The following is a 25,391-nucleotide window of genomic DNA, read 5'->3' on the forward strand; positions in this document are numbered from 1 at the left end:
ATCTATAGCAGCCTTTTTACTCTATCTGAAAAGCGATACCTCCGATAAGCTAGCGCTAACCCCAGAAATTCTCGTTTAAATCAATAATTCACCCAATTGATGCTGAACTAACAAGCTTCTGAGTGTAGCATTTTCAGCCTTAAGAGCTAAATTCTCAGCTTCTAACTCATTAATTCTTTCCTTCATCGCTTCTTTTGTAGTTCCTTGTCGATGGATGACTACCTCTTGATAAATTGCTAAATTCGTATCTTCATTCATCCATCTTTGATATGTTTTAGTATGTTCTTGGACTGTATGACCCATGTAATCTGCCATCGTCTTGATAGGAACTCGTAAACGATGACCACGAATAGCATAAGCATGACGTAAATCATAAGGTCTAAAGCCTGTATCAGCAGTTCTAAATTTGATGTAAAGTTTTGCTGTTTTATTATTCAGTTTTCCTTCGTTGTGAGGAAACCTAATATCTTTTAACTTGAATAAATCTACCCAATGGGGATGTAGTGGCGGAATTCCACAGCTACGTTCACCAGTTTTAGTCCCATCGGTGAGGCGGGGATTTAAATTTACTAGATGAAAAGTATTTGCTGGATTGATAAATGCTGCTATATCTACGGCAAATAATTCATGAGGTCTTAAGCCATAGGTAGCTAACATTCCATAAGCCCATTGCCATTGTTCTGGTTGTGTAATGTTTTCTTTACTTGTGTATACTGATAAAGGCAAACCAATCTTAGTAAAACCTTGGATAATCTCCTCATCTGTAGGTATCTTGCGGATAGTGGGATGAGGTTTAGGAGTAGCATAGGCGTGAATTGTTTTAAAATCATCAATACCGCAAAATTCACAGAATTTCTTTAATTGCCATACCAGAAAAAATCTAGATGATGTATTGGGTTGAGTCTTTTCTAAAGCTATTTCTAAAGCTTGAGCAGACATGGGTACATCTTGGGGTAACTTTTTCAGATGTCTAATATAATGAGTTTCCCAAGTCCTAATTCCTCGGCGATTTTGTTCATGAGTTTTCCAAAACTCACGCTCATATTCTTGAATCAATTCGCTAATTAGTTTGCCAGAATTAATATCATGAATAACTTCTATTTTTTGTGCTTGCTTACCTAGTAACTCTGGTGTCCACTGAAACTGCTTCGTAATTAACGACAAATCTAATTCCCGTGCTTTTAATACTGCCATTTTTACCCCAGCATCACTAGCAGCAAACCCACAGGAAATCGTATATTGTTTATTCGGACTACCTTGTTTACCAACATCCCCCGGTTTACACGGGAAAGTGCCTTGTAAGCCGATACTTTTGGCACTGGTAAGTTTGAGTCTAATCTTGACTCTATCTAGACTTAATGCTGCGTTAGCCTGGTGAATAGCGTGCTTAATTCGTAGATATTCACGCTCTATTTTAGCTGGTTCATCAGCTTGTTTCCCTTTCCATTGTTTCCATTTCGACGGTTCCCATTGCTCAATTGGTGTACCATCCCATGCTGATTTTCGCGGGTCAAAGGTATAAGGCATAGGCTTTAATGAAGCGCTGTCTTGGTTTTGAAGATAGCCAATAATAGCCAAGAAGTAAAGGACTTACGCAGTATCACTAAATTTTCTGGCTTTTTTGTCAATAGTCAATAGTCCAAAAAAACTTGATTTTGAACGCCAGTCCGCACAACGGGGGAAACCCCCGCAAGCGGCTGGCTCCCATTGACTATCGACTATTGACCACCCTCCGAAGGGTTTATTTGTTGAGTGCGTAACCCGCATTTCTCACAAGCGGTAGGGGCGGGTTTACAGAAATGATTAATGATTAACAATGATCTTAATGAACCCGCCCCTACAATCTTTGGACAAAGAGAAAACATCAGTTTAATAAGTCTGGGGAGAAATCCGGGGTACGTCCTAGCTTTGTCAAAAGTCAATAGTTAATGGTCAGAATCATCATAAAATCGGGTAAATTTATACGGAATAGATGCCAAATATACTGGAGTTAAGAGAAAGATACACAAGAAATGTGATGAATTATGAGTAACAAGCCCCTTTTCTCTTTGATGATAGTAGCGATCGCTGCCAGCCTCACCAACTGTAGTACACCTCCCACCACAACCCAAAATACCATATCTCCAGCCCCATCGCCTAGCATGGCTCAACTCAGAGCTAAAACCAATAACACTGAGCCTAAAGCAATTTCTGGTAAAACAGTTAACGTCACGTTGTATACCAGTGATGTACAGTGTCAAGAATTACTTCCACTACAAGTTGCTGTCCCCGCCGCCGAACCAGTCACTAATACCGTGGGTAAAATTATCGCAGCACAAGACACCGCCGACTTTAACTTATCTGGTTATCGTGTCAGAGTTAGAAATGGCATTGCCACAGTAGACTTACGACTCTCCCCTCAGTCTAGAAGGCAATTCGCATCATTATCTAGCTGTGAACAATTTGTTCTCTTTGGTAGCCTCCGCAAAACCTTAACTAGTAATCCTCAGTGGAAAATTAAAGACGTGCGCTTTACCGAAAAAGGTGAGGATATTGTACTTTAATCAAGAACATCCAAACAGCAGTGTAGGTTGATCGGATGTTTGCCTTTGCTATTTCACAGGCGATCGCCCTACAAAACCTTTTTTCAAAATAATCGCTTCAGATGCTCATAATACCATACCCAGGTAAGTTAAATAGATCGCCAACGCAACAAGACAATGCCCATCACCAAAAACCAGAGTTGTTGAACACTCACCGATACAGTGATGAATGCACCCAAATCGATTCCCAACAACTCAGCTAATTGAAAAACCAACAGCGTTGCTGATACTAAGCCCAAGAATCCTAACCAGCGAGATACTATTCGAGTTTGCAAAATCGTCAACGACACCATCGCTAACCAGATAGCTGCAAATAAGCTCACACCTAGCACTTCCCCGACTGAGCCAGCATAGTTGTTGAGAACTTGATATACAACAGCGATCGCCTCACGAGTTTGGCTAGATGTTGCTGGATTGGTATAAACTGTTGCTAAAGCGGGCATGGCAACGAGCCAGCGAATAATACCTAAACAACGAGCAATAGTAGAAGCTACACCAAACCCAGCCGCAATGCGTAGCCAGAGAGAATAAGATTTTCCGTGGCTTAAAACTTGCATCGTTAACAAAGCAGCTACCCAAAAAAGCATCGAGTAAGCCAGATAGATGAAGTAACCAAGCCTAACTGCTGCTGCATTTTGAACTAAAAGTGGTAGCATTACATCTGCTGGATCACCCAAACTTTGGGGCCAGTTGATCGCCTGTCCTAAAATAGCAACAGGGACAAAGAGCAGCAGACTTTCAACAACCAGAACCCAACCAGCGATGAGATGCAGAGGTTTTGGAGACAAGACGTTTTGTTCTGACATGATAGTTTCACTTAGTACAGGAATCACCTGTGCTAAAGGTAGAGTCTCTCATTATGTGAGAGTCAACCCCTTCTCTACGGAACGCTGAATGGGGAATTCAAAAAAGGTCGATTAGATATTCTGCTATCTTAATTAGACTCAAACGGTTCAATTGGGACTTGCAGTTCCACCACCACCGGCTGATCTCGCACTCGCAGCGTTTCTGCCCCAAACAAATGAATTTCTCGAATTGCTCCACTCGTGGTATAACCATTTGTACCAATCCAAGTAAAGAGAGCTATAATCGCCTGGGTAATGTTGCGAATCATCCCACTATGAACAACACTAGCAACTTGAGCGATCGCTGGCAATTGGCGAACAGTAATCCCCGTTTGTCCAGTGTCCCAAGTTGGTTGAATGGGTTCCGGAATAGCGATCGTAAACTCCATGTCAATGTTCGTTTCTGTATACTCTGAGATGTGATACAGGACAATCTCACAGCCAATCGGCACAATATTTTGCTCTTTCAACCAAGCGTAGAGTTGCCGAATCAACATCCCTCGATATTTAGGCATCTCAGCAGCAGTAGGCACAATCTGATGAGCAGAGGCAATGCAACACCCAGGCACAGACTTGATAATCACATCATAGGCGGAAGGCTGTCCTTCTTGCTCTAGTTGACGTAACCGAGCAGAAAGGCGATTTAGCCGTCCTTGAGTGTCTTGAAGTTGTTGATGCAGTTCTTTCTGTTTTGATTGCAGCAGATGTTGGAGTTGTGCTGAAGGCAAATCTTTTCGCAGTAAATCAGCAATCTGCTCTAAGGGTAGCCCCAAATCCTTGAGAGCTAAGATCCGGTTGAGTCGAGGTAACTGCTCAATCGTATAGTAGCGATAATCTGTAAACTGATCAACATGAGCTGGTTTGAGCAAACCTAGATCATCATAGTGGCGCAGCATTCGCACAGATACTTGTCCTAGCCGGGAAAAATCTCCTATCTTGAACACAGGCTTATCACTAAATCTTCAAACAGAATTGTGGCACTTTTCTCTTCAAATCGTCTCCATCTAGGATTCTGTGTCACTATTTGCCTCTTTTCCCACCAGCCATTGCTCAATCAATTCCGCGACAATATCACTCATTTGTCGTTCCTGCGCCACTGCTGAGGCTTTTAGCTGTCGATGTAGTTGTTTGGGTAGGTAGAGAGTTGTTCGAGTATAAGCAGGGTCTGTACTCTTACTTTGAGCCGTCGTTTGCTCTACATTTGATGCTGGTTGATCTCGCTGTTGACGACTACGAGCAGCATCAATTAAATCATCAAATCGGCTAGTTTTTTTCATACTTAAATTACAAATTACAAATTACGTCTGATGTGAATTACAAAAATCAACGATATGTCGAGGATTCTGGTGCGGTAGAGACGTTGCAATGCAACGTCTCTACAACGATAAATGTAGGGTTTTCGTCTTTAATACACATTAGGCGTAAATTACAAATTACGAATTAGTCTAATATTTCCTTTCCCACCCCCGCATAACATCGCCAAGCAATTTGTGCATAAGCATCTTTGACAGCATTAACTGGAACTCCTTCTAAAGCAGCACGCTGGAACACTGCTAAACGGCGAATTCCTGATTTAAATACAGGTAAATCTGCATTTAACAGAGTTGTTCTCGCCTCTTCTCCCGCTTTATTGGGATTTGGAGGCATAATAGTTAGTAAAATTTTATAGTTTTGTTTGATTTTTTTCAGTAATTCCATCATTTGTAACGTTGCGCCTAAAGCGATCGCATCTGGTGTAGTCGGTATTACCAATAAATCACAGCCTTTGGCAATAGTTTTTAACTCGGCTGGGTCTGGTCTGGCTGGTGTATCAATGACGATATGCTCATAAAGCCCCGCTAAATTTACTCCCTGCTTTTCATCAGCTACCTTAAAGGGTAAACAACCCCGATTCGACCAATCTAACGCACTACGGTTTAAATCACCGTCTACTAACAGTGTATCAGCTTTGGTTTGCAGATATGTAGCTAAATGCAGTGCCGTTGTAGACTTACCCACTCCACCCTTAAACGCCGCTACGGTGATAATCATTTTTCTGATCAGCGCAAATAATTTTTTGATTCTACTATATACCTAAACATTTAAACATTTAAATTCTATACAAACATCTAAATATTTAGATGTTTATATGTTTAATTTAGTAAGTGTACATTTGTTAAGCATACTATCTATAAGTATACAAAACAAATTCAGTAAACTGTAGACATAAAAGTATAAAATATTGTAGTTACTGAAAATTGCTAAAAAATAGGGCAGACAAGCCCAAACTCATATGATGTGTGGCTTTCTTAATTTTGATTAGACTGGTTTAAGATTCAGGCTGAGATGAGCTTTCAAAAGCAGGACAGTAGCCTTCTAGAGTGACTTTAAAGTTATATAGAGGGGAAACTGGATTCCAGCAACGTTGTCCCCGTTGGTGACGGCAAGTACCGCAGCAATCAATATCTGATAAAGTAAAGCGATCGCTATTTTGAGTGAGTAGTTCTTTTTGGGTTAATCCCCTTAGTACCAGTTCTTCACCTTGCCATCTCGCCTCTATTAAACCAGTATCAGCAAACTGTCGCCAGCGCGGATCGGCAGTAATTGCGTCGGGTAAAGTAACAGTAATCACTGTACCTAATTCTGTCAGTTCACCTTCATAATTTGTTTCTGGTGCGGCTGGTTGTAAAAAAGTATCGCCAATGGGTAGTTCCACTAAAGTACCAGCCGCCGGTGAATGGATGTGATAACGATTTTGCAACTCTTCTAAACTGGTTAAATCGGCTAGGTAAGCAGGGGAACCGTGAACAAAAATCACGTGCTGGGGACGCAAATTATGAATTAGCTGAGTAGTACCGGGGCCATCACTGTGTTGAGCCATCAGATAGCTTTCGGTAGTGGTGGGTGCTGAGTATTTTTTATTAACTCTAATATCAATTTTTTCTGGGAGTAAGATTAGCCAAGGCCCAGTTTCCGGTTGGCAATATTGCTCCAAATTAGCGGTGGAATCAGTCAGAACAATACAGGGCGATTTACCTACAGTGCTACGATGTTCTGGTTGTAATCGTCGGACACGGGGACGCACACGCTCATCCCAAAATAGAGGTTGATGACGAGCGAAGTTTTGCACTGAGGCTGGTAGATGGGGTAATAGTTCTAGATAAGCATCGCACCCCGTAGCCACAGCCCCATCCACCCAAATATCTAAATCTCTGCCGGTGAAATGGTGATGGGAACGCAGCAACATCAATAGTTCTTGTCCTAATCCTAACGCAGGAGTAGGCAACAATACAGAACAACGATCAGCGATCGCCCGATTAATTCTCTCAGCTAATTGGTTTTCTTGGTTGCGGCGGTGGGGGTGTCGGGATGTACCGTAAGTCCCTTCGATAATCAACACATTCAATTCTGTTCCCCGCAATTCTTCTAAGCGCAAACCTTCAACTAGGCGGGAGTTGGAGAGGAAAAAATCTCCGGTGTAGAGTAACTTGTAAGCCCGATCTTCTGTAGTATAGGTGATGAGAATTGCCACTGCTCCCGGTAAATGTCCGCAGGGAAAGATTTCTACTACTAGCCCATCGTGCAATTCTACAGGCGATCGCAACGGCAATGCTTGACAAAAAGGCGGCACATCTTTCTTATCCAACCAATTTAAGGGCAGCAACTTGCTAGTTACTTCACTAGCATAGATGGGTAAGCGAGGAAAAGCTTGATGTAGTGCCAGCAAACCTCTAGCATGATCTGGATGAGCATGAGTCACTAACACCAAATCTGCGGGTAAGGGTGGAGTTCGTTGTGGAGAGGATTTGTTTAAATTTTTCTGCAAGAAGGAAATATCGCCAAAACCACAATCCAAAATGATGCGGTATGGCCCCATCCGCACCAATAAACATACACCCTCATCATTGTGTTGAACACTATAGGGCAAACATTCTAATTCTGTTGTCGTTTCCCCTGGCTCAATCCGAGAGTATGCTGATAGATTATCTTTCATCCTCTCTTCCTCTCCAATCTCATCATCATTTATCCGTACCAAAAACCAGAATTTCCCGGAATTTTGGCTTTATTGCTTAGGGGTAAGTTTCGATAGTGCGCCCCTAAAACCTGAGCAAGTGAATTGTTGATTGGGGAGAACACCTCTTACGAACTCGTACTGGTTCGTAAAAGTTGAGTAACGAAAAATTACCAAAATCTAGGCAAGAGGCAAGTACCTCTAACCTCTGAGCTACACTGTAGTCCTGATGATCTGCTGCCAACAATGGGGTTTTTCTCAATGGGCAGAACCATTGCCATGATAGTTATCTGAATCATAAAAGCCATTTTTCGTCCCAAAGAATAGGCACGAAATACTAAATAAAACCGTTAAACCAACTAAAATCAGTTTTACGTCCATTGGTTTATCACTCAATCAGAAAGACTTTCCTATATTAATAGCGCGTTTGTCAAATCTAGCGTAATCGCCAGAAAGTTTTTACTATGTTTGGGTTGATTGGGCAATAGGTAAAATTACCACAATAGTTTAGATTGTAGAACTTTTTGGTGTCACCTGTCTAGCACCAAGCCCAAAGGAGGAGAAGTTGGCGTTAAACAAGGATATCAAGTCGCTGGCGTTGCCAGATAGGCATAAGCCTACGGGAGAGTACTTCTTCTCACCAGCCTCAGAATTAATCTGAGTTCGACGGCGGGAAAATTGTAATACTAATTCATCATACCCTACGGCTACTCCAAAGGAGAACTCGTTCGCGTAGCGTCTCCGTCAGCAGAAGAGTAGGCGCAAGTCCAAATAATCGCCTTCATGCGAGAAGCAAGCTACATCCACCAGTCGTACAGAATTCATGCTGAATTGTGACGACTGACGCATGTATTCTGTTTGATAAAATCGAAAAAAGAGATGACTCAAGCTTATAAATTATACTTGCGACACTACTACAGAAAATTTGGTTTTCATCTCTCATTGAAGCGGATATTGTATTAGTTATTAAAACTGATAGCTAAAAAAATTGTGGACAAAACAGGAAAAGATTTAGCTGCTAATCGATTTTGGTTGGAGTTTCCACAAAAATATAAAACTTAAGCGATCGCCTTAACTGAAGCTGTCATATTTTTAAATACACACCCTAAACTCAACATTGATTTTTCCGGAAATTGTGAATTTTTCATGAGGTTGAGTGACAGAGAAACACAGAAAATTTATATGTATTTATTATTGCGATTAAAATAAGTAATATTCTGGTTGTTAATTAGGTAATTAACGAGTCTAACGTCATAAAAATATAGTTTCCACAGAAAGAATTACATCAGGCACTAATTAGTAATAGCTGCGTCAACTATACTTACTGTGTTAAGTATGCTTCAATTTTGTTGAGGCAGAAGTTTCGATGCACCGCATTGAATCACCAATAATAAACCAAATCTCTAGTAAGCATGAAAGTTTGTAGACTGTATGGCTAGTAAATTCCATTACAAATTTATGCGATGGCGCGTGTGGGTAGCTAACGCATCATTCAAATCGATGAGATTGAGTTTTTTTCCTCACGGTTGGTGGCGTAGACACTTAGATGCTGGTCATCGAAAATTAATTAAGAGTGTTTTTCCTGTGCTAGTTTTGATATCGTTTGTCTCGGTATTACTAGTCAATTATCTTCCGCCTGTTGTTGCTCAGTTACCTCGTCAAGAAATTCGTGGGGTATGGATGACTAACAACGATTTTGATATTCTCAAGGATCGGCGAAAAGTCCAGGATGCTACAAGTAAGCTACGCCAGTTGAATTTTAATACTATCTACCCTGTGATGTGGAATTCTGGCTATGTGATGTATCCTAGTGCTGTCGCACGACGGGAAGGGATTCAACCTTTTGTGTTCCGTGGCTCAGATGGTCATGATATTCTGGCAGACATCATTAATCAAGCTCATCGTCAAGGTTTACTAGCTATTCCTTGGTTTGAGTTTGGTTTTATGGCTCCCCCAACTTCAGAACTAGCACTCAACCATCCAGAGTGGTTGACACAAAAACGCAATGGTGAAGAAACTTCTATTAGTGCGGCGGGTGAGGTAGTATGGCTTAATCCTTTCCATCCCCAGGTGCAGCGATTTATTACCGATCTCGTGGTGGAGGCTGTAACTCAATATGATGTTGATGGGATTCAGTTTGATGATCACATGAGTTTGCCTCATGAGTTTGGCTACGATAGATACACTGTTGATCTATACACAAGAGAAACGAAGAATCCTCCTCCAGCAAATTCACAAGATCCGGAGTGGGTAAATTGGCGTGCAGATAAAATCACAGCATTCATGATTCGGCTTAACCAAGCGGTAAAGTCAAGAAAACCCAATGTGATTTTCTCAATTTCTCCCAATTATTATGATTTTGCTTATAGGTTTCAACTGCAAGACTGGCTGAATTGGATACGGATGGATATTGTCGATGAACTAATTGTGCAGGTGTATCGTCCCAATCTCCAAAGTTTCATCTCGACTATTTCCCGTCCAGATATTCAAGAAGCGCAACGAGTTATCCCCACAGGTATTGGGGTGATGACAGGATTACGCAATAATCCTGTACCAATGCAACAAATCCAGTCTCAAGTCCGGGCGACCCGAGAACGTGGTTTGGGGGTAGCTTTTTTCTACTACGGGAGTTTATGGAATTATTCGTCAGATGATTTCCAGGAACGAAAAGCTGGATTTCAAGCTTTGTTTCCTGCTCCTGCTTTGCGTGCCAGAATTGAATAACCAAACTAGTAGAGACGTAGCATTGCTACGTCTCTACGTCTCTACAATGATTTTGGGTAACTCTCGATTCTGCCACTGACGCTGATACCATTCGGACACAAAAGGACGGACAATAAAGTGAGGCCTTTCGCCTGCTTTGACATCAATCCGCAGACAAGAATAAGGACGGCGTTTTGCTGCACCCTGGCCATTGCGACCGATGAATAGATGCGATCGCGCTATGATTTGATCTTGTTCGATTAAATCTGGGCCTTCGGTACGCTGGCGACGTAGGCTATAGCCGCTACCACCACAAACAATCCAGTGCATATTGGCATCGGCGTGTCCTGTGTCGTAGGTTTGCAGATATTCTAAACAGTGGGCATGACCATTTAATACTAAGTCTACCAAGGGACGACCTTGATTGATATCACCGATCGCTGCGGCGACTGTATCTAGTACGTCTTGTAGGCGGCGGCGAATGGCTAATGTCTGCGCTTGTTGCCATTTTGTCGCTTCGGTGACGTATGGTGGATGGTGGAAATAAATGATTCTGCCTCGTACTTGTGGATGATTCCACGAGGCAATTAGTCGCTCTTTGAGCCAGTCTAGTTGTTGTGTGTCGGTTTGTGGTGGTTGATGATTGCTCGTTAGTTGCTTTTCGATATCGACGATAATTTCTTCGATTTGGGATATTTTGCCGTGAAAGTCGTCTAGTTGTTCAGCTTCGATCAGGTTGTCGGGATTTAACTTGGCGGAGGTTTCGATTAGTTGCATTTTCTCACGCTCTAAGTCTTGCCGACGCTGGGATAGGATGATGCGATCGCTATCACCTTCTTTGGTGTTGGGTAGAGGTTCTGGATGATTAAATGTATTAGAATCCAAAGCAAAAAAATCGATCCCACCATAACGAAAAGTATAATAGCGATTGGGTAAGCGAGTAAAGTCACCTGGTTTGTAAGCTAGACAACGGCCTGTATCGGTCTTGGCTGTGTAATATTGATCTAAATGACGGGGTAAATCTCCTGGTAATTGTAAGGCTTGGAGATAGTCGAGAAAGGCTTTAGCATAAGCGTCCCCAATTCCCGAACCATGTAAACCGACATCAATATCTAAACGCGATCGCAATAAGTAGCGAATTGGTAAAGTTGATACAGATAGTAAACTTAAAAGCACAGGTAATTGATAGTAATCATGATTTCCGGGTACAGGTAAAATCGGTAGCTTAAACACCATTTTGTCGTAAGCTATCTTTTGACCTTCCTTTCCTCCCACCAGAAACTCACGATAGGGGTCAATGAAATTTTGCTGGTAGTATTCACTCGAACCCACCAGATAAATTACATCACCTGTATGCAGCATAAAACGGCATTCATGATGATGAGGCAACATTAGTTCAGCTACTTGACGTTGGGGATTATGTCCTTTGTGTCTTCCAGAACCACTATCACCCACGACTAAAAACGAAAATTCCTCATCATCTGCTTGCCCATCTTCTAGTTCTAAACGGGTTTGGTCAATCTGCCGTGCTATAATCAACGGATCTTGCCATCGTACCCGTTGCTCCATCTTGCGAATTTTTTTAGCGATCGCTGGATCAGAAACGAGTTTCAATGCTGTCTACTCCCTAAAACTTAGACCCCTATTCCTTCACTTCAATAATCAAATTCGGCAGTCCCTCTAGCTTTTCTACTGGTTCCTCTTCTGGCACTGAGGGGACGAAAACTTTTAATGCTCCTGGTACACACTTAACTTCTACAGGAGTTGTCCCGACTAATTCACCATCAATGACTACCTTTTGTGGTGGATCAGTGGTAATTTTAAATTGTTTAGCTCGCAGATAGCCGATATCATCACGCTCTGCGGCATTGCCTGAAGATGCGGTTTGGAACAGGTGATAGGTAGCAGCGATCGCTCCAGCTTTGCTATTTGGTGCGACAATGGTTAAATCTAGCAAGCCATCATCGTAAATAATCCCTGCTGGCCCTTGGGCTAAAACTGAGGTTGGAGGTGCAGCGTTGGCCACTGTCACCGCCGCCGCCGTGGTTTTGATGATTTTGTCTGGGGTTTCGATTTCTACGTCAAAATTTTCTAACTCGCGTAATTCTTGAAAGCCTGCGAGGATATACGCCATGATGCCAAAGCGATTTTTGGCTTCCCTATCTGCTTTTTCGACGGTTTCTGCCTCAAAACCAATCCCTGCTAACAAAATCATCGGTAGCTCATTACAATAAGCTACATCTACATTGCGAGAAAATCCTTGCAAGATAGTGCGACAAGCACCATCAATTGTGTCGGGAATGCCTAAAGCCGTGGCGAAAGCGTTGGCTGTTCCCCGGGAAATAATTCCCAAGGGGATATCAGTACCGGCTACAGCTACAGCCGCAGCTGACAATGTACCATCTCCGCCGGAAGCAATAATTTCATCTACTCCTCGTTCTACAGCTGCCTGTGCTAATTTATCTGCACCGATTTCTGCTGTTGTTAAGTGAATATCGAGATTAATAGCTGGTTCTAAGATGGCTCTAATCTCTGCTAAGTCTACTTCTGGATTACCCTGACCGGCAACTGGGTTAAAAATAAGGCAAGCGGAACGATTCATATGTATGGATGAAGTAATCAGTGGCGATCGTTAACCCACCACATCTATTTTTACCATTTTTTGACGAATATTGCTTCTTTCTTGCGGTAGGTATAGGAGAATTATAGGGTTTCTCGGTTAGAGGAGTTACAGAATCAATGTTTTCAACGCAGCGAAAAGTTCTGGAGGAGGGTTTCCCTCCGTAGGAAACTTTTCAAGACAGAGGGACGCGGAGGAAAACGCTGAGGAACGCGGAGGTTTTCTAGAAACAGACGTTGCATTGTAACGTCTCTACATAATTTATGTGTATCATGATTGACGTGAAATGGTATGAGGCTAGAGGCTAGAAATTAAAAGCTGTATGACTAGTATTTGATTATTAAAAAAATTCAGTACAAGTCAATGAACTTCTTACCCATTACCTATTACCCTTTTGACTTTTGCTATCCAATCTTGATATAAATCGAAAATTGCTGAATAGGAAAGTTTATTCTCGGCTGTTAATTCAAACAATGAAGGTAAAAAGAATCGCGGCCAGATTGGGTGGAGAAACTTACTTAAGCTATTTCTCAATAACAATTCTAGAAATAATTTCCTAGAAGTAGGTACACCATAATTACTCAGTTCTACTAAAGCATGAGCATCTGCTTGGCGACGTATGGTAAATTGTGCTAGGGCTAGGGCTAAATTATCGTGATATTCATCAAGAATTTGCTGAAAAATCAGTACATCTTCCAGTGCTGCATTACAACCTTGTCCTAATGATGGTGAGACAGCGTGGGCTGCATCACCCATTAGTAATACACTATCATTTTGGTGGTAGCGATCGCAGCGTATTGTTAATACTCTAGCAGCAGTTCTCTTGGCAAATTCTTCTGCTTCTGCATCTGGCATAATTTGCCCAATTTCCGGAAAATTATGCTGAAAATAATCGCGTACGGCTGCTTGTGTAGTTAGTTCTGTAATGGAGTTTTTATCATGAGGAAATAGGACAACACCACTCATGCTTGCGTCTAGTTGATAGACTAATAAAATCGTTGTGCCGTCATCTTGTCGCCAAGAGTGAACTTTACCTTTTTGCCATCCTAGTTGTGGATTTGGGGTTGGTAAGAAAATAGATTTGTAGTCATTGGGCGTATACTGTTGTTCACACTCAAAGTTGTCTGTATTGAAAAAACTCTCTCTAACTACTGAACGTGAACCATCTGCGCCAATTAGCAAGTCATAATTAAAGTCTACTTCTGTGGCTGAATCAGGGGTTTTAAATGTTATCTGTTGATTGACGAAATCAACTTTTGTACATTGATAATTAAAGTAAATATTAACTCGGTTTTCGGCAAATTTTCTGGTTAACTCGGTTAATAAAGTAATTACTAAATTTGTGCGGTCTAGACTCCACAAAGGATATTTTCTATTAATAACACGTACTTTACCATTACTTTCGTGGAAAACCCCTCCCTTTACTACCAAACTAATCGCTTTTACTGCTGCTTCTAACCCTGATATTTGTCGCAAAGCAGACATTCCTCTTTCACTCAGAGTAATCGGAAATGTTCGGGTTTTAGCAAAGGCAATAATTCGGGGATCACTACGAAAATCAAAAATATCAACTTGATATTTATCCTCACGCTGTAACAAATAATGTGCTAGTAATACTCCACAAGGCCCAGCACCAACGATCGCTACTTTTTTGACCATGATTACTCTACTCAAAAATCTCGCACAGTGATCATCACATAATGTTCATCGGATCTACATCTATCGTTAAGCTCACACTGTCAGCACAGAGTAAGCGCACTTCGTCCCAGTCAGGTAGTTGTGGCAAAGCATCGGCAGCAAACTTGAGCAATATCTGCCAGCGATAACGGTTAGCTACGCGCATGACACCAGCTGGTGCTGGGCCTAGTATTTCCAATTCTGGGATGGCGTTTAACACGGTGGCGATCGCTTGTGCGGTATTCTGTACTTGGATAGGATCAAGGCTACTCAAGCGCAGTAAAATTAATCTGCCGTAAGGCGGGTAATTCAGTACTTGTCTCTGTGCTAACTCAGCTTGGACAAAAGATTGATAGTCATGCTGTCTGACTGCGGCAATTACTGGATGTTCTGGTGTGTAAGTTTGCACAATCACTCTACCTGGATCTTCTCCTCTTCCAGCCCTTCCTGCCACTTGCGTCAGAGTTTGAAATGCGCGTTCATTGGCGCGATAATCTGATAAATGCAGCAATCCATCAGCTGCGACGACACCGACTAATGTCACCTGTGGTAAATCTAGACCTTTGGTTAACATTTGTGTCCCCACTAATAAATTTGCATCTCCATTGGCAAACTGAGTCAGGAGAGTACGATGTGCGCCTTTGTTGCGGGTAGTATCGCTATCAAAGCGGATATATTCTAACCCTGGAAATTGTCGAGTTAATTCTTGGGCAACTCGCTGAGTTCCACTACCAAAAAATTTCAGGTAAGGTGAACTACATTCTGGACAATGTTGGGGATGCGATCGCACATAATTACAGTAATGACAACGCAACAATTGCGGCGCACCCGTTTCTGTTTGGTGATAAGCCAGCGATACATCACAATGGGGACACTCCAACACATAGCCACAACTGCGACAAGACACAAAGGTGCTATGTCCCCGGCGGTGAATAAATAAAATCCCCTTTTGTTTTGTCTGTTGTAGTTGTTGTAAAGCTTCCTGTAACGACCGACTAAATATAGAACGATTTCCCTGTTGCAACTCCAATCGCATATCCACAACTTCTACCGGAGGTAGAGGGCGGGAATTGATGCGTTCGGGGAGGGGGGAGTAGTGACTGGGGACTGGGGAACTCGGGGCCCCCTCTGGGGATAAGGGGCAATGGGGACTGGGGACTGGGGACTGAGGAGTAAAGAATTGTCTTACCTCCCTCTGCTCCTCTGCTCCCCTGCTCCCCTGCTCCCCTGCTCCCATGCTCACCCAACTTTCCAACGACGGTGTAGCCGAACCCAATACCAAGGGACAGTTTTCTAGTTCAGCTCGCCATTGGGCGACGGTGCGGGCGTTGTAGGTGGGGATGGGGGAGTCTTGTTTGAAACTAGAGTCGTGTTCTTCGTCAAGGATGATTAAGCCTAAGTTGGGTAAGGGTGCGAAGATGGCGCTGCGTGTACCGATAACGATTTGGGGTTCGCCTGTGAGCATTTGTCGCCAGGTGTCGTAACGTTCGCCGTCGGAGAGGGCGCTATGATAAACGCTGATTTTACTCCCAAAGCGGGCGCGGAAGCGATCTGTGAGTTGGGGTGTGAGGCCGATTTCGGGGACTAAAACTAAGGCTGATTTACCTTGCTTGATTAAGGGAGCGATCGCTTGTAAATATACTTCTGTTTTCCCGGAACCTGTTACCCCATGCAACAATACTTGAGCAAATCTATCTAGATTTTGGATGGTTGTTAAGGCATTTGTTTGGGCAATATTTAATAACTTTGGTTTGTCTGCGTCTAATATTTGTCCCTGTTCTGTGCGTAATATTTCTCGTTCTTCAATAGCAATGTAACCCTTTTGTTCCATCGACTTGAGGATAGAAGAACTAGCACTACAAATCTGCAATAATTCACTCTGCCACAACTCACCCCCACGTCTACGCAGAACTTCCCAAATCTCCCTTTGGCGGTTCGTTAAATCTCGATCAATTGTGTCAATTAATATCACTGCTTTTTGCAGTTTTGGACGAGTGGTTTGGGGAGGTTCTAAGTAGCTTTCTACTAAACCAATTCGCAATAACTCCCGTACACCTCGGTAAGTTGCTTTGACTTTTTGTTGTAAATAAGCAAAACTATAATCCCCTATGGCTTGGGCTTGTAATAGTTTGAGAATTTGTTGGGCTGGGGGACTTAAAAAATTAGTGTCAGCTAATATTTGGGTATCTTTTTGTCTTTTAATTAAACGGATACGCCGTTGCGATCGCCCTAATAATCCTGGTGGTAAGGCTACACGAATTACTTGCATTAAAGGCGTGTAATAATATGTGGCAACTCGATTTAATAATTCCCAATAACTACTAGCAAAAAATCCTGATGTGACTACATCCTCTACTTCCCGGATTTTCTCTGGCGCTATGTCTATGTTGGGTGCTGCTAATAAACGAATAGCGATCGCTCCTAGTTGTTGAGTCCCAAAAGGTACACTTAATATATCTCCTGGTTTAATTGCTAACTGAGTTGGTACTCGGTAGGTAAATAGTCCACAATTACCGGGAACATCCACTAATACTTCAACATAGTGATGCACATTTGTCGTGGTTCGGTAAAATTCCTGAGCTTCATTCACCATGAAATCGAGCGTACCCATGTCATTAATATACATAGTTCTTGATTTTTAAAGATAAATATGCCTATTTCTCTAAACGATGGCTATAAATTTGACTTAGCTGGCTGTCTTTCAATTTTTCTCTCGCTAGATTTAAATTGTATTTCCCAATACCTTTATCACCCATAATACTTGATAAGTTTCCTCTTATGTAATCTACTAGACAAATTTATGCCAACCATACGTGCAATAAATATTTGAAGTACACTATAAAAAATAAAACTAATCCCTTCTCTATTGATGAAATAGTTTGTTCATCTACTAAATAGGGAATAGCGGTTTTCCCCCTATTGATAGATACTCAATTGATTATGTATGTGAGATGCTTTTATACAAACAATTTTATGAAAATTTAAACTGTTCAATTTTTCCCACTCGGAAAAGTATCATCCAACAAATAATATGATTGCTGTAATAACTCTCAACCGATAAAGTAGAGAAAGTTTATAAAAGTATATAAATATTAAAATCATAGGGAGATTTACGTGTATTTTTTCTGGTTGTTAAGTTTGAGAAAGGTTGAGGGGGTTTGACAAATTCAAGGATTAATAAAAAAATAAGCAACATATCTGTGGAAAACTGGGAAAATAAAATTTGGGTGCAACATTAAATATTGGGTAGAAGTTTATCTAGTATCAACCCCTAACCAAGGGCTAAAAGTTGATAGGAGCTTGGTAAAAGTAATTAACATAAACCTGTATTTTTCTACAAAGTAGGTGCATTTTTATATAGGTAAACTACAAAATGCTCAGTAGTCAATAGCTGTCATTAAATTATGTACCAAACAAAGCAACAATCCCTCAAGGAAACTATGAACATTGCTGAATTGGGAACAATGGAAATATTGGAGAATATTCCAGAACTGGAAGAACAACCACTTGATCATTTGGAATTAGTGCTAGAAGAAACCCCAATTGCCGAAAATTTGGACTCAGAAGAACGCGATGGGGATGAAATGGCAGCTGCTCGACCTTCAGGGTACAACAAAACCGAGCATGATGATGCAGTAGGTGCGTTTTTTAAAGAAATGGCACGCTACCCACTGCTAAAACCAGATGAAGAAGTAGAGTTAGCCAGAAGAGTCAAATTTATAGAAGAATATAAAGATGCCCAAGCGGCTTTGCAATTAGAATTAGGGCAGTTACCAACTAAAGCACAAATAGCAGCTCAATTTGAGGCCACAGAAAAACAACTAGAAACCCGTTTATACCAAGGGCGAGTGGCTAAACGCAAAATGATTCGCTCGAATTTGCGGCTAGTTGTCTCCATTGCCAAACGCTATCTAAATCGGGGAGTTCCTTTCCTAGATTTGATTCAAGAAGGCGCAATGGGATTAAATCGGGCAACAGAAAAATTTGATCCCGATAAAGGATATAAGTTCTCAACCTATGCTTACTGGTGGATTAGACAAGCGATTACTAGAGCGATCGCTAACGATGCCAGAACTATCCGTCTACCCATCCACATTGTTGAAAAACTTAACAAACTCAAAAAAGCCCAACGAGAACTCAAACAAAAATTTAGCCGCAACCCCACCGAAGCCGAAATGGCAGAAGCGTTGGAAGTTAGCGTTCCCCAACTACGTCAACTCCAACAACTCCGGCGACAAGCACTGTCTCTCAACCACCGTGTCGGGAAAGAAGAAGACACCGAACTGATGGATTTGTTGGAAGATGAAGACAACCTGTCTCCAGAAGCAAAAATGAACGAAAACATGATGCGTCAGGAGATATGGGAAGTTTTAGGTGATGTTCTCACTCCCAGAGAAAAAGACGTAATTTCTCTCCGCTACGGTTTAACCACCAGCGAACCATGTACCCTGGAGGAAGTCGGCAATATGTTCAACTTATCCCGCGAACGAGTCCGACAAATTCAAAGCAAAGCCATGCGAAAATTACGCCGTCCCCACATAGCCAAACGCCTCAAAGGTTGGTTGATATAGAAGTAATTCGTAATTACTGTCCTACAAGCGCCATGCTGTATTTGAGGCTAGCACCAACACCATTTCCCGAAAAACATGACGCAGATGCAAATCCTGAAACCTATACCAACTCTCACTTTCTTAATTTTGCGGAAAGTTGCGTGCGCGGGTTTCCCGCGTTGAGCAAACTTTTCAAGACGAATTTTGAATTGGTATAACACCACAAACCTGACCACATTTATTGAACCACCATTTAGTTAACTAAATTGAGCAAAATTAATTTCCACCATATTTTTACTTTGCTCTATGCCCCATACCTAAACTTAAAGAGTGTATTTTTGTTTAGCTATAGGACTAGTGTTTCATTTTTATTGCCATAGCCAACACCTACCCATTCCCTATTCCCTATTCCCTATTCCCTATTCACTTCTTACCTATAAACTATTGACTGTAGACTATAGACTATTGGCTCATGACTGTAGGTAATGATTTGATTGTGCGTTTTGCCGAACCATCCGATAGCCAAACACTATTTGACTTAATTAAGGGACTAGCGGAATACGAAAAACTATCTCATGCTGTCACTGGTAACGTTCTGGCATTGCAAGAGCATTTATTTGGCTCTCCCAGATATGTTGAAGCGATTTTAGCAGAATATACAGGTCAAGCCGTAGGTTTCGCCTTATTTTTTTACAATTACTCAACCTTTCTCACCAAACCGGGCATTTATCTAGAAGATTTGTTTGTCTTACCAGCATATCGACGAAACGGCATTGGTAAAGCCCTCCTCAGCAAAATAGCCCAAATCGCTCTCGAACGCAATTGTGGGCGGTTAGAGTGGAGTGTTCTCGATTGGAATGAATCAGCCCAAGCATTTTACCGCCAAATGGGAGCCTCCATTTTAGACGACTGGCGAATCTGCCGCGTCACCGAAGAAGGAATTAGTCAGTTAGGGGCTAGGGGCTAGAGGCTAGGGGCTAGAGGCTAGAGGCTAGGGGAGTAAGAGAGTATAGGGAGTGTACTTCGACTGCGCTCAGTAACCGGGAGTAATGAGTAGTGAGTGCTGAGTATAGAACTATTGCTTGTTCCCTATTGCCTATTGCCTATTGCTTGTTCCCTGTTCCCTGTTCCCTGTTCCCTGTTCCCTATTGCCTATTGCCTATTGCCTATTCAAGTTTGACAGCCTGTCTTTTGACGAAGGTAATTCATTGAGCCGACAATTGTGCAGGAAGATATTGGGCTACATTAGCCTTGGTTAAAGAGAGAACACAAAATGAGAAAGATTTTTTCCTTAGTCCTGTTAGGCATTGCACTCTTCACCTTTGCCTTCAGTAGTCCAGCCTTCGCCGCAGACAGCGTCAGTGGAGCTAAAGTATTTAGTGCAAATTGCGCTTCTTGTCATGCTGGAGGCAAGAATTTAGTACAAGCTGCAAAAAACCTGAAGAAAGATGCTTTAGAAAAGTACGGTATGTATTCAGCAGAAGCCATTATTGCTCAAGTAACAAATGGTAAGAATGCTATGCCTGCTTTCAACGGCCGTTTGAAACCTGCTCAAATTGAAGATGTCGCAGCTTATGTGCTAGAGCAAGCAGATAAAGATTGGAAATAGATATATCTTAGACCATCGCTACCCAGCTTTATCTCTGTGTCTTTGTGCCTTTGTGGTTAAATAAATCATCTTTTTACCACATAGACACAAAGGAATTTTAGAGCGAGTCTAAAAATATGACAACGTGTCTTTTGACATAATTTTCTACCAACAGTAACAATGCTACTTAGGTGCTGTTATTACTTGGTGTGAGATTAAAGTGAAAAAGAGTTTATTGTGGTTATCAGTAGCTTTTCCTAGTTTACTGATAACATTTCCTGTTTTAGGTAGCGATACAGAAATTCATCAACAAAAAGTTAATGCTAATATTCTACATTTGAACGAAATTGATTTACCCAATACTAGCGCAGAATTATTAACTCAACAATCTTTACCGAATGAATTAAGTCCCGAAAATCCGTCAAAACAACAACCAGAAATAGAACCATCTGGCGAGGATAATGCAGATATTAACCTAGAAGCGATCGCTGAACCAGAAAGCTTACCTGAATCAAGTCCTACCTACATTATTGATCAAGCAGAAATTAAAAAACAAGGTGCTACCAGCGTTGCTGATATTTTAAAAAGAATGCCTGGTTTTGCAATTAATGATGTTGGACATGGTGCAGATATTCACACAGGTACATACTACCGGGGAGCCTCAATTAATCAGTCTGTATTTCTCATCAATGGCAGACGAATTAATAATGATGTCAACACATATCATGGTGGAACTGACTTAAATAGTATCCCTGTCGAATCGATTGAACGAGTCGAATTATCTAGTGGTGTTAACTCTGCTTTGTATGGTTCCTCTGCTTTTGGGGGAGTTGTTAATATCATCACTAAAGAAGGCTATGGCAAACCCAAATTAACGGGTAGTGTGGAATTTGGTTCGTTGAGTTTAAATAATCAACAGTTTAGTTATGGTGGCGCAGTTGGTGCGGCTAGATATAACTTTAGTTTTGAAAGATTTTTTAGCGATAATCGTTATCGTGTGCCTGTAGGTGCAGCAAATCGAGATTCTCAAGGTTTCTTATCCAATGCAGACACAGCAACTAGTACTTATTTTGGTAGTATTGGCTTGGATTTAGATCAGAAAAACTCGTTAAATTTAGATGTTACTAAACTCAGCAGTCGTAGAGGTTTAATTTATTTTGGATTTCCCTTACAAAGAGATAGATTAGACCATGATGGTTTAAATATTGGCTTATCTTGGAAAACTAAACTTGGTAATGGAGAAAGTTCTAACCTCACAACCACGCTAGGTTATAATCAAGATTATTTCAGCACCTATGGCCCGACAGGCAATTTCTACCGTACAGGTATTTTAGACACACAACAACTGACAGCGAGAATTGATCATGACTGGAAAATTAGCGCTAATAATAAGTTACGGTGGGGATTAGATTTAAAAAATACTGACTTAAACGGTGATGTTTTAAGTTCTAGTCCTAATAGAATTGGCAATAACGAAACTGAAAATAGAAGTGTGTTAAACACTGCTTTATTTGCCGTCAATACTTGGAATTTAAGTCAGAATTTTCAGCTAGATTTAGGGTTGAGACAAAGCTTTGATGGTCAATTTGGTAATTATCTCAATCCCAGTGCTGGTTTACGTTATGCTATCACACCAGTAGTAGCTATGCGTGGTAGTTGGGCTGGAGGACAACGCAATCCTGGCTTAGATCAATTATATGTTTATGATACAGTTCATGGTTGGGAACCGAACCCAGATTTAGAACCAGAAACAGGTTCTTCTTGGACTGCGGGCATAGATGTCAAGTTTTCCGAAAAGTTAACAGGACAATTTACCTATTTTGGCAGCAGTATAGATAATCGCTTAGGAGTTATTGCTGGTAGATGGGCGAATATTGGATTAGTCGATACCAATGGTTTAGAAGCAGCATTACAATTAAAAGTGGCAAGAAATTGGTCAACTTTTCTCAACTACACTTACACAGATGCCCAAATCAAAACAGGTTCGGAAAGAGGTTTACAATTAGGTTTGATTCCCTATTCTGTGTTGCAAACTGGTATTGGTTATCAAAATTCTGGTTGGCAAGCTAATTTGTATTTAACTTACAATAGCGGTGCGCGGAGAGCATTTTTTAACAGAACAGGGGAAACGCCTACAGATTTTGCGCCATCTTTTGTTAATTTAGATTTGAGTGGACGTATACCTTTATCTCCAACTTTGGGGTTGAGTGTTTACTTAGAAAATTTACTAGGTGAACAATACGAGCGAGTAAATCGCATCTATAGTCCTGGGTTTACTTTTCGTCTAGGTTTAACTTCGAGTATTTAGAAAATCATCTCCGTAACTTATGAGTAGTTCTTCACCTGACACTGCATCTGAGTCCAGCCAAGAAATGAAGTATGGCGAACGTTATATTGCGGAGGGGGAACTGCTTACGTTTCCCAATCCGCGTGTGGGTAGGCGCTATGATATTAGTATTAGTCTGCCGGAATTTACTTGTAAGTGTCCATTTTCCGGCTATCCTGACTTTGCCACAATTTATATTACCTACGTTCCTGATGAGCGAGTGGTAGAGTTAAAGGCACTCAAGCTGTATATTAACAGTTACCGCGATCGCTACATTTCTCACGAAGAATCTGCTAACCAAATTCTCGATGATTTTGTGGCTGCTTGTGACCCAATTGAGGTAACAGTCAAGGCTGATTTTACTCCCCGTGGCAATGTTCATACCGTGGTGGAAGTACGACATCAGAAGTAGATAAGCCCGAAATCCTTGTAGAGACGTTGCAGTGCAACGTCTCTACAATTATTCTTACCAGATATCTATGACAAATTAGCAATTACGAAAAACAGTTATCAGTCAAGATAATTTGGTTTAATCTGCATTTCTCACAAAACGGTAGGGGCGGGTTCACAAATATGCTTCAATCATTCATGAATATCTTGTTAACCCGCCCCTACAGCCTCTGGACTTCGGTTTTATAAATTTCGTGAGAAATTCGGGTTAAGTCCCCCACCATATCACCGTTAACTGATAACTGATTTAAGGTGTTCCCACTGCTCCAGAGTAAACTAAGCCCCGTTGCAAATCCATTGTCAGAATTGCCCCATCACGAATTACCTGTGTGGCTTTCTTCACACCAACAATTACTGGTACACCAAGACGTAAACCAATCACTGCGGCGTGGCTGGTGAGACTTTCATCTTCTGTAATAATTCCACCGGCTTTGCGAATTGCTTCGACAAAATCTGCACCTGTCCGCGAGACAACCAAAATATCTCCAGAGCTAAAATTGCTAGCATCCATCCCCGTGTGAGCCACTCTAGCCCGGCCACTGACTAAGCCTTGTCCTAGCCCAATTCCTTGACCAAGTACAGCTGTGACTACTTCTACTTTAATCAAATCTGTAGAGCCAGAGACACCTTGGAGTGTACCAGCCGTCATGACTACCAAATCCCCTTCAAACAGCAAATTATGCTCTTGAGCGACATTGATAGCAGCTTGGAAAGTTTGACCTGCGGAGGGTAATTCTAACACCAGTAGAGGTTTGACTCCCCAAACTAACTGTAGCTGTCGTGCCACATTCACGTGGGGTGTCACTGCCAAAATGGGTGTTTGGGGACGGAACTTAGAAACGTTGCGGGCTGTCGCACCTGTTTGGGTGAGAGTCATAATTGCTGCTGCTCCCAACTGTTCAGCAATTTGACCTACGGCTTGGCTAATGGCATTGGGAATGGAACGACGATTATCTCGTAATTGCCGTAATTTTACAGCACTGGCTTCTTCTTGCTCAATGCGTTCGGCAATTCTCGCCATTGTGGCCACTGCTTCTACGGCATAGCTACCCACGGCAGTTTCATTAGACAGCATGACTGCATCTGTACCGTCTAAAATGGCGTTGGCTACGTCTGACACCTCCGCACGGGTGGGACGGGGGTTACTCACCATACTGTCTAACATTTGGGTAGCAGTGATGATGGGAATTCCCAAGCGGTTAGCTGTGGCAATTAAGCGTTTTTGTAGCACGGGGACATCTTCAGCTGGTAGTTCTACCCCTAAGTCGCCTCTGGCAACCATTACCCCATCACACAAAGCGAGAACTGCTTCCATTTGTTCGATCGCTTCGTGTTTTTCAATTTTAGCAACGACCGGTACTTGCTTACCTGTGCTAGAAATTAGTTCTTTAATTTCGATAATATCCTGGGGATTGCGCACAAAGGAAAGTGCTACCCAGTCTACACCCTGGTCTAAACCGAACATCAGATCCTCGCGATCTTTGTCGGTCATGGCTTTGATTGACAGGTAAACACCAGGAAAGTTGACACCTTTGTTATTAGATAACTTACCAGCTACTGTCACACGACAATGTAAATCACCCTTGTCGCGGTTGATTTCCTCCACTACCATTTCTACTCGACCATCATCGAGGAGGATTTTGGCCCCGGTGGGAACTTCTTCTGCCAAATAGTCGTAGGTGACACAGCTAATTTCTTGACTACCGATAACTGGGCGATTTGTCAAGGTGAAGCGATCGCCTTTTGCCAACATTATCGAGCCATTTTCAAATTTTCCCAAGCGAATTTTTGGCCCTTGCAAGTCTTGGAGAATTGCCACTGGCTGATTTAGTTCAAAAGCGGTTTGCCGAATTAAGCGAATGCTACGCTGATGATCGGCATGAGTCCCGTGGGAAAAGTTGAGTCGCAGCGTTGTTGCACCCGCTTCAATGATGGCCTTGAGCATTTCCGGGCTGCTAGTAGCAGGGCCAATCGTAGCGACAATTTTTGTCCGGCGTACAGAATCTCTTAATTGCATAGGGGCTGATTCTAGGGAGCTATCTAGTAAGTCATACTAAAT

18 protein-coding genes are annotated in these 25,391 nt (G+C 41.9%); 7 read left to right on the top strand and 11 right to left on the bottom strand.

All coding sequences use genetic code 11. The features are described from left to right. Window positions 1-75 precede the first annotated feature (75 nt). Window positions 76-1,527, bottom strand: coding sequence for an integrase (locus FD725_RS24600; protein ID WP_179050574.1), 1,452 nt, complete (start codon window positions 1,525-1,527; stop codon window positions 76-78). Between the two features lie 497 nt (window positions 1,528-2,024). Between FD725_RS24600 and FD725_RS24605 the strand changes: the two genes are divergently transcribed. Then, on the top strand, window positions 2,025-2,543 hold the full coding sequence (locus tag FD725_RS24605) for a hypothetical protein (RefSeq protein ID WP_179050575.1): 519 nt from the start codon (window positions 2,025-2,027) through the stop codon (window positions 2,541-2,543). A 128-nt stretch (window positions 2,544-2,671) separates the two neighbouring features. On the opposite strand, the gene FD725_RS24610 is transcribed toward FD725_RS24605, so the two are convergent. From FD725_RS24610 to FD725_RS24630, 5 genes are all read right to left on the bottom strand, one after another. After that, complete coding sequence (locus FD725_RS24610) at window positions 2,672-3,388, bottom strand: DUF4386 family protein (RefSeq protein WP_179050576.1); 717 nt, start codon at window positions 3,386-3,388, stop codon at window positions 2,672-2,674. Window positions 3,389-3,516: 128 nt separating this feature from the next. Continuing rightward, complete coding sequence (locus FD725_RS24615; protein ID WP_179050577.1) at window positions 3,517-4,371, bottom strand: MerR family transcriptional regulator; 855 nt, start codon at window positions 4,369-4,371, stop codon at window positions 3,517-3,519. Between the two features lie 60 nt (window positions 4,372-4,431). Continuing rightward, entirely contained in the window at window positions 4,432-4,704 is a 273-nt protein-coding gene (locus tag FD725_RS24620; RefSeq protein WP_179050578.1) for a CopG family transcriptional regulator, read from the bottom strand. Between the two features lie 163 nt (window positions 4,705-4,867). Then, window positions 4,868-5,458, bottom strand: a complete 591-nt coding sequence (locus tag FD725_RS24625; protein ID WP_179050579.1) for a ParA family protein — start codon at window positions 5,456-5,458, stop codon at window positions 4,868-4,870. Window positions 5,459-5,735: 277 nt separating this feature from the next. After that, on the bottom strand, window positions 5,736-7,400 hold the full coding sequence (locus FD725_RS24630; protein WP_179050580.1) for an MBL fold metallo-hydrolase: 1,665 nt from the start codon (window positions 7,398-7,400) through the stop codon (window positions 5,736-5,738). A gap of 1,449 nt (window positions 7,401-8,849) precedes the next feature. On the opposite strand from FD725_RS24630, the gene FD725_RS24635 reads away from it, so the two are divergent. Beyond that, the gene (locus FD725_RS24635; protein ID WP_179050581.1) at window positions 8,850-10,142 is read left to right on the top strand and encodes a glycoside hydrolase family 10 protein; all 1,293 of its coding nucleotides are present in this window, start codon (window positions 8,850-8,852) and stop codon (window positions 10,140-10,142) included. Between the two features lie 33 nt (window positions 10,143-10,175). Here the strand turns inward: FD725_RS24635 and FD725_RS24640 are convergent, their stop codons facing one another. The 4 genes from FD725_RS24640 to priA all read right to left on the bottom strand — a co-directional run bounded on the left by FD725_RS24640 (window position 10,176) and on the right by priA (window position 17,044). Then, window positions 10,176-11,735, bottom strand: coding sequence for a metallophosphoesterase (locus FD725_RS24640; protein ID WP_179050582.1), 1,560 nt, complete (start codon window positions 11,733-11,735; stop codon window positions 10,176-10,178). A 28-nt stretch (window positions 11,736-11,763) separates the two neighbouring features. Next, complete coding sequence (locus FD725_RS24645; RefSeq protein ID WP_179050583.1) at window positions 11,764-12,723, bottom strand: YegS/Rv2252/BmrU family lipid kinase; 960 nt, start codon at window positions 12,721-12,723, stop codon at window positions 11,764-11,766. Between the two features lie 390 nt (window positions 12,724-13,113). After that, window positions 13,114-14,400: an NAD(P)/FAD-dependent oxidoreductase gene (locus FD725_RS24650; RefSeq protein WP_179050584.1), complete on the bottom strand. Its 1,287-nt coding sequence runs from the start codon at window positions 14,398-14,400 to the stop codon at window positions 13,114-13,116. A 34-nt stretch (window positions 14,401-14,434) separates the two neighbouring features. Next, window positions 14,435-17,044, bottom strand: coding sequence for a primosomal protein N' (gene priA, locus FD725_RS24655; protein WP_179050585.1), 2,610 nt, complete (start codon window positions 17,042-17,044; stop codon window positions 14,435-14,437). A 778-nt stretch (window positions 17,045-17,822) separates the two neighbouring features. Between priA and FD725_RS24660 the strand changes: the two genes are divergently transcribed. From FD725_RS24660 to queF, 5 genes are all read left to right on the top strand, one after another. Further along, on the top strand, window positions 17,823-18,989 hold the full coding sequence (locus tag FD725_RS24660; protein WP_179050586.1) for an RpoD/SigA family RNA polymerase sigma factor: 1,167 nt from the start codon (window positions 17,823-17,825) through the stop codon (window positions 18,987-18,989). 451 nt (window positions 18,990-19,440) lie between these two features. Continuing rightward, a complete protein-coding gene (locus FD725_RS24665) occupies window positions 19,441-19,935 on the top strand; it encodes a GNAT family N-acetyltransferase (protein ID WP_179050587.1) in 495 nt (164 codons plus the stop codon). A 306-nt stretch (window positions 19,936-20,241) separates the two neighbouring features. Beyond that, window positions 20,242-20,577, top strand: a complete 336-nt coding sequence (gene petJ / locus FD725_RS24670) for a cytochrome c6 PetJ (protein ID WP_179050588.1) — start codon at window positions 20,242-20,244, stop codon at window positions 20,575-20,577. Between the two features lie 199 nt (window positions 20,578-20,776). Beyond that, the gene (locus FD725_RS24675) at window positions 20,777-22,864 is read left to right on the top strand and encodes a TonB-dependent siderophore receptor (protein ID WP_179050589.1); all 2,088 of its coding nucleotides are present in this window, start codon (window positions 20,777-20,779) and stop codon (window positions 22,862-22,864) included. A 19-nt stretch (window positions 22,865-22,883) separates the two neighbouring features. After that, the gene (queF, locus tag FD725_RS24680) at window positions 22,884-23,294 is read left to right on the top strand and encodes a preQ(1) synthase (RefSeq protein WP_179050590.1); all 411 of its coding nucleotides are present in this window, start codon (window positions 22,884-22,886) and stop codon (window positions 23,292-23,294) included. 285 nt (window positions 23,295-23,579) lie between these two features. On the opposite strand, the gene pyk is transcribed toward queF, so the two are convergent. Continuing rightward, the gene (pyk, locus tag FD725_RS24685) at window positions 23,580-25,349 is read right to left on the bottom strand and encodes a pyruvate kinase (RefSeq protein WP_179050591.1); all 1,770 of its coding nucleotides are present in this window, start codon (window positions 25,347-25,349) and stop codon (window positions 23,580-23,582) included. Window positions 25,350-25,391 lie beyond the last annotated feature (42 nt).

The sequence above is a fragment of the Nostoc sp. TCL26-01 genome (assembly GCF_013393945.1).
Taxonomy (GTDB): Bacteria; Cyanobacteriota; Cyanobacteriia; order Cyanobacteriales; family Nostocaceae; genus Trichormus.